Here is a 13,086-nt window from a genome sequence, read left to right as displayed (position 1 = left end):
TAGTATATATGCGCTACATTATAGCGTGTATCAACCCAAATTTGGGTGTATTGGCGCTATACGCTAACGTATTTGCTTCAAATATAAGAATAATAATTTTATTACAAATCATCAAATGGACTTTTTATTTGTTGAATACTTTTCGTGCTTACATGGGTGTATATTTCAGTTGTTTTACTGCTGTTATGTCCCAATAATTCTTGGATATATCGTAAATCAGTCCCAGTCTCTAGTAAATGTGTTGCGTAACTATGTCGCAACCAATGCAAAGTTACGGGCTTTGTTATCGCTGTTTTTTGTAAGGCCGATTTTAATACTTGCTGTAAACTGCGACTGTCGTAAGCACAGCCTTTTGTTTTTCCTTCAAATAAATATTTTTCGGGTTTAAACAAAGTGTAATAATCACGTAGTAAATGTAAAATTTTTGGGCTTAAGGGAACTATTCTGTCTTTTTTGCCTTTCGCATTTTTTAATAAAACTACGTTTCGTTTGGAGTCAATATGGTGCGGTTGCAAGGCAAGAAGCTCACCACAGCGTAAGCCACAACTGTAAATTAAAGAGAGCATCATTCTATGTTTAATATTACTATGAGCCTCCAATATTAATTTTACTTCTTGCTTGCTCAATACATTTGGCAAAACTTTAGATCGCTTTGGACGATGAATTTTTTCGATTTCAATTTTCGTTTCTTGAACCGTACTAAAATACAGTTTGATGGCGTTTACCATTTGATTTTGATACGAAGCCGAAAGTTTGTTCTCTAAGATATATCCGTTTGTGTACTGTATAACATCTTCGTTACTTATTGCTGCAACTGCTTTTTCTCTAAAAAAAGTCAGGAACGATTTTAATGCTTCGCAATAGGTTTTGAGAGTGCTTTCGCTGTAACGTTTGGAGCGCAACCAGTTTTTGAATTTTTCTATTTCTTGAATTCCCTCGGCCGATGGATAGTAATATATTGGAATTGGAACTTGAAAATGATTAAAATTTTCGGGAGTAGCAGGAAGGTGCCAAGCACGTAAAGTTTGACTCCATCGGGCATCTTCAAATTGTTTGATACGGGCAATTAAATCCTTATTGTGATCAAAATAAACCGCTATTCTAGTTTCGTTTTTGTGTTTTACAGTGGTGGCTCTCCAGTTCATACCATATCAATTTCTTTCATAAAGATAAGAAAAAAATTGCTCTTGGTGGTGAAAAAAAGAAAGAAAATTCGATTTAATTTAGGTGTTTTTTATTGATTATTAACCCGTTGGGTGTAATTATTAGAAACGTCAGTTCGAGTGTTTTTTGTGTAGAGAAACGGAACAAAACTTCTCAATAGGCTCCGCTACTCGAAGTGACGCGTATCGAGAACTGTTTTTAATGATAATTTTTCTGTTCTCGATACAATTTTCTATCGAAAATCACTCGAACTGACTAAAAATTATCATCAAAAACTAATTACACCCAACGGGTTGCTTATTAATGTTTTGTGATACTTGATTAAATGTATTAATTTGATGGAGAAATAACTGTTTTTAACCTATAGATTAAAACTAAAAGTCATGTAAAAGCAAAAAAAGCTTTGACGTGAATCAAAGCTTTTTTTATGCACCAGGGATAGTAGTGAAAATCCTCCCGATTTTTCTCGGGAGATTGTAACGGATAGCCCGACCTTACCGAAACGATAGTGTAGGTAAGGTGGTGCCCCAATAATTATTTTTTGTCAACCACAATTCGGTTGGCACGATTAGCCAATTCCCACGCCGTTACGAAGGCAAATTGAGCTCTTTTTGCCAATGCATCGTACTCAATTTTGTCAGGAGTATCCGTAGGTTTGTGGTAATCGGCATGTACACCGTTGAAGAAAAACACCGATGGAATTCCAAATTTTGCAAAGTTATAATGGTCTGAACGCTCATAAAAACGGTTCGGATCTTTTGGATCGTTAAATGTATAATCCAACTCTAACTGCGTGTAAGTTGCATTGGCAGTGGTGCAAATGGCGTCTAGCTCGCTTGAAAGTCTGTTAGCCCCAATTACATACACATAATTGCTATTGCTGTGGTTTTTGTCGCGTCGGCCAATCATATCTATGTTGATGTCAGCAACCGTATTGGCTAGCGGGAACAACGGATTTTCAGAGTAATAACGTGAGCCTAGCAAGCCGTGCTCTTCGCCCGTTACGTGCAAAAACAAGATAGATCTTTTTGGTCCGTGTCCAGCTTTTTTGGCCATTTGAAAAGCTTGTGCAATTTCTAAAAGTGCCACAGTTCCTGAACCGTCGTCATCGGCTCCGTTGTGAATTTTTCCTTTTTCGACACCCACGTGATCGTAGTGCGCAGATATAACAATTACTTCCTCCGGTTTTTCACTTCCTTCGATAAATGCCCAAATATTTTCAGAGTCGGGTAAGTTTTGATTTCTTCTAGCGTTTAAAAAACTAGCCGGTACTTTTTGATAAAAGTCAGTGGCAGCTTTTGGGAACGAAATTCCGTTTTTGGTATATTGTTCAATCATGTATTTACCTGCCTTTTTTTGTCCTGCAGAACCAGTTTCGCGGCCTTCCATTTCATCCGAAGCTACAATGTAAAGATGTGTTTTTAACTCATCGGCGGTAATGGTATTCATGTATTTGCCTGGATTTGCCGCTACAACACCAGCTTTTTGACTGCTGCAACTGATGGTAAGCCCGGCTATGACTGCCAATAATGGGATTTTTTTCATGGTTTTCGTTTTTTAATTTTTACTAAGTGACAAATATGAGTAAAAGATTCTCAAAAATGAAAATTTTAACCCAATAATGTAGGAATTTAACAATCTAATCTTTTTCGTGAACTTACTTTGGTTCGCTAAACAAATATGATTTTGTTTTCTATTCGAAATTATAAGAGTTGTTATTGGCACGCTGGCGCAAAAGCGAATCGAGTCTTGAACCTCGTTTAAATTTTTGGGCATAAAAAAACAGTATACCGTTAATACGTACAAACTTTATGAAAGTACTGTACCAATGGTGTACTGTTTTAAAAAAAGTGTTTTTTAATTTATTGCAAAACCTCTTTCAAAAAGGTGTTCATGCGTGCCCATGAACGTTTGGCCGCTTTTTCGTTATAGGCAGCTCCTTTTGATTTGTCATTTCCAACCTCAGGCTCTGTAAAAGCGTGTACAGCATCTGCATAATAAATCATTTCCCAATCGGCTTTAGTGTCTCTCATTTCTTGTTGAAAAGCAGAGATTTCCGACGCAGGAACATAAGGATCGTCTGCTCCGTGCAATACCAGTACGCGTGTAGTAATTGGGTTGTTGGGTCTTGCAGCATCGCGTCCTAAACCTCCGTGAAATGAGACTACACCTTTCAATTTCATATCCGCTCTTGCAGCTTCAAGTACACCTGTTCCACCAAAACAATAGCCAATGGTTACAATATTGTCCGGATTAGCACCAGCTTTTACCAATTGGTCTAGTGCCAATTGTATGCGTCTTTGGTACTCTTTTACGTTGTTTTTGTAGTAACCCGCTTTTTGTCCAGCTTCTTGTGTGTTTTGCGGATAGTTTCCTTCACCATAAATATCAGCTACAAAGGCATAGTATCCCATTTTTGATAATTCTTCGGCTGATCTTTTGGCATGTGGATCAATGCCTTTCCAAGCAGGAAGAATTAAAATTCCTGGTTTGGTTTTGCTTCCTTTTTGAGGAGCAATTGATAAACCATTTAATTTTTGAGCGCCATCAGAATAAGCAACGGCTTTTAATTGAGCTTGTGCGCCAAACGAAATCGCAAAAGCACCTAATAAAGTTAAAACGAATTGTTTCATAATTTTTTATTTTTTGTTTCTACAAATTTGAAGCTTATTTTAATCACTAGGGAAAAGTTTAATGGAAAAAAACAATGCGGCTATTTTTAAAAATGATAGGCCCAACCTTCAGGTTTATTCTCCAGGATGATAGGATTTTTTAGCATTGGCCAAAACATCTTCTTTGTAAAATAATACGTCTTTAAAAACTCCTTTTTGGTACATTTCGGCTTGATCGTCAAAATGCTTTGAATTGACATCACCGCTGTTACCGCCTGCCAAAAGTGATTTGGCTTTTACTTTTGGTCCAAATTCTACTGCGCAAATAAAACTATTGCCATTGCTGCCATAACGCTTGATCGTGTTTTTAGCATAGCTGCTTTTATAGGCTGGTAAACTTCCCCACAATGCTGGTCCGAAACCTATTGGTAAACTTTCTTTGTTGTCGTCAAAGGTTAAATCGATAGCGCCTGAGCTGCGTTGAAAACGGTTGATGGTTCCCCATGGCACTTGCCAAGTATTGAATTTAGACTGTAAATCAGCAACCACGGCTTGCAATTGCGGTAACAATTGTTCAGCTGTTGCTGCTTCCGCAAAAGCGATGGCGTTTTGAACCTGATCTTTTTCACCTTGATTCACGTACACTTTTTGTAAAATAGGATCCAATCGGTAAGCCCATTCTACGGCTAATGTTGTTGCGACAGATTTTTCATCGGCGTGATAATCCCAATTTCTTAAAATTGCGATCGGTTCTTCAAGATTTTTGTATGTATCAGTATTCGCCGCTGAAGTCTTTGCGTAAGCGTTAAGCAATGCGGGAATCAAAAATTCAAAAGCAGTTAGTTTGGTATTGTACCCATCGGCGATTAACTGTTCTAAAGTATATTTTTTATTTTGACCAAGTAGTCGAACGGCATTCAAACCACGAAAATTTTCTCCATCGGGCGCCATATAATTTGGATAGTTTTGCGCCTTTGGACTCTCGATTCCTGCCACAGTAAAAGGGGTAGAATTACAGTTTTGTAGCCAACCATTTTTCGGGTTGTAAGCATGCACAATCTCTGCAACGGTATGTAAGCCTTGCCACTCCGTTGTTTTTATACTGCCATCAACTTCTTTTGACCAATTAAACCTTAGATCGCGTTTAGGGACAAAATTCCCGTGCCAATAAGCAATATTTCCTTCTTTATCCGCATAAACAGTGTTGTTAGAGGTGTTGGCTTTTAAATCCATTGCGGTTTGGTAGCTAGCAAACGAAGTCGATTTGGTGCGCAACCAACTTTGCTCTAGGCCAATCATTGATCTGTTGTTGGCGCGCAAACTAATCCATTTGCCACCGCGCTCGCCCATTATTGGTCCGTGATGCGTGGCATAAGTGGTAAATGTTTTTGGGATAAGTTTTCCGTTTTCTAAGTAAGATATGGTGATGTTTTTTTGTTGAACGGCTCGCAATTTACCTTCATACTCATAAAAATATTGATTCTTTTTTTTAACGATTTTCTCAGCATACAAATCGGCTACATCAACATTTGACGAGGTGTGCATCCAACCGCAATTTTCGTTAAAACCTTGGTAAATGAAAAATTGTCCCCAAGTAACAGCGCCGTATGCTTGCAAACCTTCGTTGCTGCTCATTTGAATTTCAGGTCTAAAGTAAAAAGTAGTGTGCGGATTGGTATACAACATCGCGTTTCCTGTAACCGACTTTGAGGGAGCAATGGCAAAACCATTTGATCCTGTTTGCACGTTGGGTTCGCGCTCTGTATAAGCTATTTTACTACTGTTACCTGAATAAAAAGTTTTAAGCTCAGCGGTAGTTAATCCGCCTGTACTGATGGCGCCAATACTGCCATCTGTCCACAATAAAGGATACCAAGGTTCAAAATGTTGCAAAAGTTTCGGTTTAACTTCAGGATGTTTGTACAAGTAGTAATTGACTCCGTCTGCAAAACTTTGAAGTAATTTTTTCATCCAAGGCGCCGCTTTTTTGTAGTCAGCTTGTGCGGCTTCAGTATCAATAAGCAATCTAGTTTCGAGATCATTGTACAAAACACTTTGGCCTTTTACCTCTGCTAATCGACCTAGTTTTTCTATGTAATTCATCTCAACGCGCTTAAAATCGTCTTCGCATTGCGCATACAAAAGTCCAAAAACGGCATCGGCATCAGTCGCTCCGTACACATGTGCAATTCCCCATTGGTCTCTAATTATTTGTACTTGCTTCGCTGTTTTTTCTAGTCGGTTAATTTCTTTTTTATCAATACTTTGTGCAAAGGTATTTGTAGTAAAAAGTAAAGTTATTAAAAGAAGAGAACTGTATTGTGACAAAATTTTCATAGGAGGGAAGTATTTAGATTTACAAACTTACATTGCGTTTAAAGGCACAACCTAGTTCAATGATCGAATCGGTTTTAGCAATGCCAGGAATATTGTCTATTTTCTCATAGAGAATACGTCGCATGTGTTCGTGATTCTTGGCATTGATTTTTACATACAAAGTAAATGATCCTGTGATGTAGTAACACTCTGTAATTTCAGGAATTTGCTTCAGCTCTTCGATAATGCGATCTGAATCTTGATCTTTATTCAATGTTAATCCTGTAAATGCCCCCCAATCATAACCTAATTTTTTTTCGTTGATTATGGGTTTAATACCCGTAATGATGCCGTGCTCAATCAATCGATTAATGCGTTGATGCACCATGGTATTCGAAATTTTTAAGGTAGTTGCTATCGCGGAGTAGGCCATTCGGCCGTCTTTTTCTAATTCTTGAATGATTTTTATATCGAAATCGTCTATGGGTTCCATATTAGGCTTTTGTTTTTAAAGTGTTAACGAATTATAAAAGTACTTTTTTTTCTTCAAATTAAAAATTCAGTCTTTATTTATCTTTAATAAAATGACTTTTTAATAGTTATAAATAGTCTAAAATATTTTTTTAAGTTTACTTTTAAGTCAAATTATTGTTTTTAATGTTGTTTTTTAAATAATATTAGTATTTTTGTTTCAGTACTAATTAAATACGTTTTGCTATGACATCAACAAATTCCCATTTATCCAATAAAGCTGAAGCATTAATTGCGAAAGAAGAAAAATATGGCGCACACAATTACCATCCTCTACCCGTAGTGCTTGAAAAAGGAGAAGGAGTGTATGTTTGGGATGTTGATGGTAAACGTTATTTTGATTTCTTGTCTGCCTATTCGGCAGTGAATCAAGGGCATTGTCATCCGAAAATTGTGGGAGCAATGATGGAGCAAGCGCAAAAATTGACGCTAACTTCACGTGCTTTTTACAATGATCAATTAGGTCCTTTTGAAGAATATGTGACGAAATACTTTGGTTTCGACAAGGTTTTACCAATGAATACTGGTGCGGAGGCGGTTGAAACAGCTGTAAAACTGTGCAGAAAATGGGCTTATGAAGTAAAAGGTATTCCAGAAAATCAAGCACAAATCATTGTTTGCGAAAATAATTTTCACGGACGTACAACTACGATTGTTTCTTTTTCAAATGATGAAAATGCACGCAAAAGCTTTGGACCTTTTACCGCTGGATTTATAAAAATTCCATACGATGATACTGTAGCACTTGAGGCAGCTTTGCAATCATCAAACACAATCGCTGGCTTTTTAGTCGAACCAATTCAAGGTGAAGCAGGTGTGTATGTACCAAGCGAAGGTTATTTGGCAAAAGCCAAAGCACTTTGTGAAGCGCACAATGTTTTATTCATTGCTGATGAAGTGCAAACAGGTATTGCACGTACAGGTCGTTTATTGGCAACTTGTGGTAATTGCGAATGCAAAAACGGTTGTGAAAATACGCCTGAGGTAAAACCTGATATCTTGATTTTAGGAAAAGCAATTTCAGGAGGTGTTTATCCTGTTTCTGCAGTGTTGGCTAATAATGCCATTATGAATGTCATTCAGCCAGGTCAACATGGGTCTACTTTTGGAGGAAATCCTGTTGCGGCAGCAGTTGCTATTGCAGCACTTGAAGTTGTTAAGGACGAAAATTTGGCTCAAAATGCAGCTTATCTTGGCGAAGTATTGCGTCAAGGATTGAACGAAATTGCAGCAAGAAATCCAATTATAACTTTGGTTCGCGGAAAAGGATTGCTGAACGCAATTGTTGTAAACTGCGATGAGGAATCCGATTTGGCTTGGAATATTTGCATGAAATTTAGCGAATACGGTTTGCTTGCTAAACCAACACACGGAAATAAAATTCGTTTTGCACCACCATTGGTGATAACCGAATCGCAAATTCACGAGTGTTTAGCAATTATCGAACGGGCTTTGAACGATTTTAAATAGACTGCAGATTTTTATGAAAACAACAATAAAACTAATTAAAAACAGATCTGATATTGGGGCTGGAACTCGTGGATCTGATTTAGGAATCGACGCTTTAGAAATTGCAGCTATTAATCGTGACAATGATTATTTTAATCAATATCCGTTTCAAGATGTAAAAACGCACAACGAAACCATTTATAATAAAAGCACCAGTACATCGGCCAAACGAATCGAACATGTTTTGGAGCAGTGCAACCGCGTACACGAAGTCGTTAAAAGTACATTGCAAGAAGGATTTTTTCCAATTGTTTTGTCTGGTGATCATTCCTCTGCTTTAGGAACACTTAGTGGGATAAAAGCAGCTTATCCTGATAAAAAAATTGGCGTATTTTGGATTGATGCCCATGCCGATTTACATTCTCCATACACTTCGCCATCCGGAAATATTCACGGCATGCCGTTGTCAGCTGCGTTAGGACAAGATAATTTAGAGTGCCAAAACAATGAAGTTAGCGCAGCTACACAAGAGGATTGGGAGCAAATGAAAAATATTGGTTTCTCGGGACCAAAAGTTCTTCCAGAAAACTTGGTTTATTTTGGCGTTCGCGATACCGAAGAAGAAGAAGACAAGCAAATCGAGCGTTTGCAAATAAAAAATTATAAAGTAGCCGAAGTGCGCTACCGCGGTCTTGATGTTTGTGTAGCCGAAGCTTTGAACAAAATGAACGACTGCGATATGATTTACGTATCTTTTGATGTTGATTCTCTAGATTGCGATATGGTTTCTTACGGTACAGGCACTCCTGTACCAAGAGGATTTGATCCACTTGAAGTAACCGCTATGTTGAAACAAATTGTGGCTTCACAAAAAGTAGCATGTATTGAATTCGTTGAAATCAATCCTTTACTCGATACGAAAGGAAACAAAATGGCAGAAACAGCTTTTGAGATTTTAGAGGAATTTACAACCACGCTACTTCAATCTTAGAGTTGTGCACAACTTTGCATCGTTCTCTAGCAATCTTAACTTTAATTCAGAATTTGAAATAAAAAATTAACTTGATAAAATTGTATTTTTTAACAGATTTGAAAAGAAATGAGAACAGCTATTTTAACCAAAAATGATTTAAACTTAGATATTAAAGAGCAAGTTTCTGAATTATTCCGTCAATTGAGTCCAAATAAAATTCAGTTAGATCTTGAGGAAATATTAAATGAGGAAAACCAGGTTACGGTTGCATACTGTGAGGATGACAACAAAATAATTGGAATTGCATCAATGTGTACATATAAAGTTATATCTGGACACAAAGGTTGGATTGAAGATGTTGTCGTAGATTCTGCTTCACGCGGAAAAGGAATAGGAAGAAAACTAATTAACCTATTAGTGGAAGTGGGTAAAGAAAAAGAACTTTCTGAAATACTTCTTTTTACAGAAGATCACAGACTGGCTGCAATCAATTTATATTCAAGCGTTGGATTCAAACTCAAAGAGAGTAAAATATATTGCAAGAAAAAATAATGAGAAGCACTAACTGTAGTGTTTTAATGTAATTTGGTTTGTTAGCAAACTTTTAAGATGTTTATTTATTTATGATTTCAGTTTTTAATCTCTCTCAAGTTTAGGCAAATCCGAAATTTGACGAAAAGCTAGGAGATAATATTAACGTTTCCATCACTTAAAAATGAACATCCTAATATTTTTAATTTTATAATTTTCACCAATAAAAAAGCATCGATAGCAGTTCTATCGATGCTTTTTTGTTTAATAAATGGAATTAATATTAATCGTTGGATAAAATAATTCAAACCGTCAGTTCGAGTGTTTTTTGTGGAGTTAACCGGAACAAAAAATGTATCGAGAACCGTTGTTAAGGAAATTTTTCTTTTATCCAGGGTTTTTATCGAAGTACTCGATACTATTTTCTGCAGAAAGCTTCAGGGTAAAAAAAACTCGAACTGACGAAAATCATAAGCAAAAACTAGTTTCATCCAAGTGGTTTTAATTTTTCAAAAAGTATTTTTCTCTCAAAGCAAAGGCAACCCTCACAAGCAGAATCAAGGCAGGTACTTCTACCAAAGGTCCAATAACACCCGCAAAAGCTTGACCACTATTAATACCAAAAACACCGATAGAAACGGCAATCGCCAATTCAAAATTATTCCCCGATGCGGTAAACGACAGTGCCACCGTATCTCTGTAATTAGCATCAAATTTTTTCGCCACAAAAAACATTAAGAAAAACATGATAGTAAAAAAGATTACCAAAGGAATTGCGACTGTAACTACATCGAATGGTAAAGCAACTATCATTTCACCCTTTAAACTAAACATAATTATAATAGTAAAAAGCAACGCTATCAAAGTAATTGGTGATATAAAAGGAATAAATTTTTGGTTAAACCATGTTTGTCCTTTTGCTTTTATAATTCCGTACCTACTGATAAGTGCCAATACAAAAGGGATTCCGAGATAAATTCCAACTGTTTCCGCAATGCTTCCAATGGTTATAGGTAAGTTTAATCCTTTGATTCCTACCAAAGGCAACATAATCTCTAAAAAAAAGTAGGCGTAAAAACTGAAAAAGAAAACTTGTAAAAGGCTATTAATGCCAATTAAACCAGCTGTTAATTCCCGATTGCCCTCGGCCAACTCGTTCCAAACAATTACCATTGCAATACAAGGCGCAATACCTATAATAATAAGGCCGGTCATGTACTCTGGATAGTCTTGCAAAAACAATGTCGCAAGTCCAAACATTAAAAAAGGTCCAATAATCCAAGTGACCAGTAACGATAGTAAAAGTAATTTTGGTTTTTGAAACATCAGCGGCACTTTCGAAAAATCTATTTTAGTCAATGGCGGATACATCATCAACAACAATCCTATTGCTAACGGAATATTTGTGCTTCCATTTGACAAGGAGTTCAAGTAAGTACTGCTATCGGGAATAAAATAACCAATACTCACACCAAGCAGCATAGCTAAAAATATCCAGAGTGTAAGGTATTGATCTAAAAAATGAAGTCTTTTCTTTGCCATTATTTTGATTTTATTTGAGAAAATACAAAACACATCTCCGTTGCAATTTGTAAACTGCGTTCCATATATTTGGTGGCTTGCTCTGCTGTATTATCAAATAATTTCGGATCTTCATACTGTAGCGGAATTCTTTTTTCAGCCCCAAATATAAACGGACAGCCTTCATCCGCCTGCGAGCAGGTCATTAAAGCAGCAAATTCATCGGTAGGGTTAAAGTTATCATCATACTTCTTAGAGAAACCTATTATAGCAGGATCATTCAAACTGTGTTTTATAGTGTAAATAGGATTACTACTTGTTGCAATGGTTTCTATCAAAAAACCATTTTGCTTCAAAGTCTCAGCAACCATCGGGAAAAGTGCCGTTGCTTCTGTTCCGCCAGAATAACAATAAACATTTGGAATCTTAAAATAAGCGGCAGCAGCTTGAGCCCAAATCTGAGATAAATGACTTCTTCTTGAATTATGAGTGCAAATAAAGTTCAACCTTATGTTTGATCCTGCTGAAACTTTTTCTTTAAGATATTCAATCATCGGCTGCAAAAAGTTGCGCCTTTCTACAGGTATAGAGTTGTAATCTAATTGCTCAATACTTTCTTGTAATTTGGGCAATAGGGTAGTGCTAGAGTTTTTCATTCCACTTGTATTTTAGCAACAGCCTCCTCCTGGTGTGCAGCTGTTGTTGGTTAGCGCATTTAAACTTAATTTTTGCTTGGGAGCAGGAATTCCGCATTGGTCTTCAGCCAAACAGGCAGTTTGTTTGTTCAGCAATAAAAAATCAGTACCATTAAATCCAAGATCATAACGACCAATGGTGTTACCCTGGTATTCAACTTCGACTTCATAGTCATCCATCTCGAGCATTTTTTCAGATATATTGATAATGTTCAATAGCTTGGCAGGTTTCAGTCTATGATCGTAATCGTTGGCATCCCATAGTTGAAAATTGATTATTTTTTCTTCTCGTAATTTCCCACCACAATCCACAAAACGGCGCACGAGTAGGCCCACTTCGGTAACATGAAAATGTTCTGGTACATACGAGCCATCAGGCAAAACAAATGTTACCTGATTCAATTTATCCAATTCTGCTTTAATCTCTGATAATTTCATTGGTTAAGTGTTTAAATATTAGCAACAAGCGTTGTTTTTGTTTTCAAAATGAGTAGTGATTTCCCCAAAAAATGCATTTAGTTTGGCGAATCCTTTCTCGTCTAAGCAGTAGCAAATAGCATTACCTTCCAGTGAACCTTTAATGATACCCGCATTTTTAAGTTCCTTCAAGTGTTGCGATACCGTTGGTTGCGCCAGCGAAAGTTCGTTTACAATCGCGCCACAGACGCAACTCCCAACACTAATCAGATGCTCTATTATGGCAATACGCGCCGGATGGCCAATTGCTTTTGCTAAAACAGCCAGCTCATTTTGTTCTTCTGTATAAAATTCAAATTTAGTTGTACCCATCGTTATATATTAATATTGCAATATTACGATAAACTTTGAATTAAACCAATTATTTATACATTATATATAGGTGAGTTCTTTTTGTTGGGCGTTCCGCCTTTTTTGCTCTTGCCTTTTGTTAGGGCAAGAGCAAGAAAGTCGTCGGGCTATTTGCTACAAGTCCTCGCCACTCCCTCAAGACGGTCGTAGCTGTGGGCTTTCCGCTGCTATCCCTAACGCGAGCTACAGGTATTATAGATGAATTTTGTAACAGCTACATATTATATAGAGTAAAACTCGTAGACTGTAATTTTTTTAAACGTCAGTTCGAGTGTTTTTTGCGCAGTAAAACTTCTCGATACGCTCCGCTACTCGAAGTGACGCGTATCGAGAACCGTTTTTAGCAATGTCACTCGACGGGTAGAGTAAAACATAGCCTTATTCCATACTATAAAGAGAGGAAAAGATACCAAATCACCAGTGATCACGGCCCAATTTCTTAAGGAAACACCCAAAATCACCCCAA

At 37.0% G+C, this 13,086-nt stretch carries 12 protein-coding genes; 3 read left to right on the top strand and 9 right to left on the bottom strand.

Annotated features, from left to right (window positions below):
• Nucleotides 1-101 precede the first annotated feature (101 nt).
• The 5 genes from KBJ98_RS14950 to KBJ98_RS14930 form a co-directional block, all read right to left on the bottom strand.
• Nucleotides 102-1,145: a tyrosine-type recombinase/integrase gene (locus tag KBJ98_RS14950; protein WP_210791858.1), complete on the bottom strand. Its 1,044-nt coding sequence runs from the start codon at nucleotides 1,143-1,145 to the stop codon at nucleotides 102-104.
• A gap of 553 nt (nucleotides 1,146-1,698) precedes the next feature.
• Entirely contained in the window at nucleotides 1,699-2,709 is a 1,011-nt protein-coding gene (locus KBJ98_RS14945; RefSeq protein ID WP_210791856.1) for a M28 family peptidase, read from the bottom strand.
• Between the two features lie 317 nt (nucleotides 2,710-3,026).
• Nucleotides 3,027-3,797, bottom strand: a complete 771-nt coding sequence (locus KBJ98_RS14940) for a dienelactone hydrolase family protein (RefSeq protein ID WP_210791855.1) — start codon at nucleotides 3,795-3,797, stop codon at nucleotides 3,027-3,029.
• Nucleotides 3,798-3,911: 114 nt separating this feature from the next.
• Nucleotides 3,912-6,113 (bottom strand): penicillin acylase family protein, encoded by a 2,202-nt coding sequence (locus KBJ98_RS14935; RefSeq protein WP_210791854.1) that lies wholly within the window; start codon nucleotides 6,111-6,113, stop codon nucleotides 3,912-3,914.
• A 19-nt stretch (nucleotides 6,114-6,132) separates the two neighbouring features.
• On the bottom strand, nucleotides 6,133-6,585 hold the full coding sequence (locus KBJ98_RS14930; protein ID WP_166139113.1) for an Lrp/AsnC family transcriptional regulator: 453 nt from the start codon (nucleotides 6,583-6,585) through the stop codon (nucleotides 6,133-6,135).
• A gap of 224 nt (nucleotides 6,586-6,809) precedes the next feature.
• Here KBJ98_RS14930 and rocD point away from each other — a divergent pair, with 224 nt between their 5' ends.
• The 3 genes from rocD to KBJ98_RS14915 all read left to right on the top strand — a co-directional run bounded on the left by rocD (nucleotide 6,810) and on the right by KBJ98_RS14915 (nucleotide 9,597).
• A complete protein-coding gene (rocD, locus tag KBJ98_RS14925) occupies nucleotides 6,810-8,093 on the top strand; it encodes an ornithine--oxo-acid transaminase (protein WP_210791853.1) in 1,284 nt (427 codons plus the stop codon).
• Nucleotides 8,094-8,106: 13 nt separating this feature from the next.
• Complete coding sequence (locus tag KBJ98_RS14920; protein ID WP_210791852.1) at nucleotides 8,107-9,063, top strand: arginase; 957 nt, start codon at nucleotides 8,107-8,109, stop codon at nucleotides 9,061-9,063.
• 108 nt (nucleotides 9,064-9,171) lie between these two features.
• A complete protein-coding gene (locus tag KBJ98_RS14915) occupies nucleotides 9,172-9,597 on the top strand; it encodes a GNAT family N-acetyltransferase (RefSeq protein ID WP_210791851.1) in 426 nt (141 codons plus the stop codon).
• Between the two features lie 480 nt (nucleotides 9,598-10,077).
• On the opposite strand, the gene arsB is transcribed toward KBJ98_RS14915, so the two are convergent.
• The 4 genes from arsB to KBJ98_RS14895 are packed head-to-tail and all read right to left on the bottom strand — an operon-like array spanning nucleotide 10,078 to nucleotide 12,581.
• The gene (gene arsB, locus KBJ98_RS14910; RefSeq protein ID WP_210791850.1) at nucleotides 10,078-11,118 is read right to left on the bottom strand and encodes an ACR3 family arsenite efflux transporter; all 1,041 of its coding nucleotides are present in this window, start codon (nucleotides 11,116-11,118) and stop codon (nucleotides 10,078-10,080) included.
• A complete protein-coding gene (locus KBJ98_RS14905; protein ID WP_210791849.1) occupies nucleotides 11,118-11,753 on the bottom strand; it encodes an arsenate-mycothiol transferase ArsC in 636 nt (211 codons plus the stop codon). The genes arsB and KBJ98_RS14905 overlap by 1 nt, the downstream gene beginning before the upstream one ends.
• A gap of 12 nt (nucleotides 11,754-11,765) precedes the next feature.
• On the bottom strand, nucleotides 11,766-12,230 hold the full coding sequence (locus tag KBJ98_RS14900) for a DUF6428 family protein (RefSeq protein ID WP_210791847.1): 465 nt from the start codon (nucleotides 12,228-12,230) through the stop codon (nucleotides 11,766-11,768).
• An 18-nt stretch (nucleotides 12,231-12,248) separates the two neighbouring features.
• On the bottom strand, nucleotides 12,249-12,581 hold the full coding sequence (locus tag KBJ98_RS14895) for an ArsR/SmtB family transcription factor (RefSeq protein WP_210791845.1): 333 nt from the start codon (nucleotides 12,579-12,581) through the stop codon (nucleotides 12,249-12,251).
• Between the last annotated feature and the right edge of the window lie 505 nt (nucleotides 12,582-13,086).

Source organism: Flavobacterium erciyesense, from assembly GCF_018069925.1.
GTDB lineage: Bacteria > Bacteroidota > Bacteroidia > Flavobacteriales > Flavobacteriaceae > Flavobacterium > Flavobacterium erciyesense.
This window is presented reverse-complemented; position numbering and strand designations above follow the sequence as displayed.

What these genes read in the sequence shown, in the direction of transcription:
- KBJ98_RS14950 (WP_210791858.1), bottom strand. Translation starts at nt 1,145, where the DNA reads ATGAACTGGAGAGCCACCACTGTAAAACACAAAAACGAAACTAGAATA.
- KBJ98_RS14945 (WP_210791856.1), bottom strand. Translation starts at nt 2,709, where the DNA reads ATGAAAAAAATCCCATTATTGGCAGTCATAGCCGGGCTTACCATCAGT.
- KBJ98_RS14940 (WP_210791855.1), bottom strand. Translation starts at nt 3,797, where the DNA reads ATGAAACAATTCGTTTTAACTTTATTAGGTGCTTTTGCGATTTCGTTT.
- KBJ98_RS14935 (WP_210791854.1), bottom strand. Translation starts at nt 6,113, where the DNA reads ATGAAAATTTTGTCACAATACAGTTCTCTTCTTTTAATAACTTTACTT.
- KBJ98_RS14930 (WP_166139113.1), bottom strand. Translation starts at nt 6,585, where the DNA reads ATGGAACCCATAGACGATTTCGATATAAAAATCATTCAAGAATTAGAA.
- rocD (WP_210791853.1), top strand. Translation starts at nt 6,810, where the DNA reads ATGACATCAACAAATTCCCATTTATCCAATAAAGCTGAAGCATTAATT.
- KBJ98_RS14920 (WP_210791852.1), top strand. Translation starts at nt 8,107, where the DNA reads ATGAAAACAACAATAAAACTAATTAAAAACAGATCTGATATTGGGGCT.
- KBJ98_RS14915 (WP_210791851.1), top strand. Translation starts at nt 9,172, where the DNA reads ATGAGAACAGCTATTTTAACCAAAAATGATTTAAACTTAGATATTAAA.
- arsB (WP_210791850.1), bottom strand. Translation starts at nt 11,118, where the DNA reads ATGGCAAAGAAAAGACTTCATTTTTTAGATCAATACCTTACACTCTGG.
- KBJ98_RS14905 (WP_210791849.1), bottom strand. Translation starts at nt 11,753, where the DNA reads ATGAAAAACTCTAGCACTACCCTATTGCCCAAATTACAAGAAAGTATT.
- KBJ98_RS14900 (WP_210791847.1), bottom strand. Translation starts at nt 12,230, where the DNA reads ATGAAATTATCAGAGATTAAAGCAGAATTGGATAAATTGAATCAGGTA.
- KBJ98_RS14895 (WP_210791845.1), bottom strand. Translation starts at nt 12,581, where the DNA reads ATGGGTACAACTAAATTTGAATTTTATACAGAAGAACAAAATGAGCTG.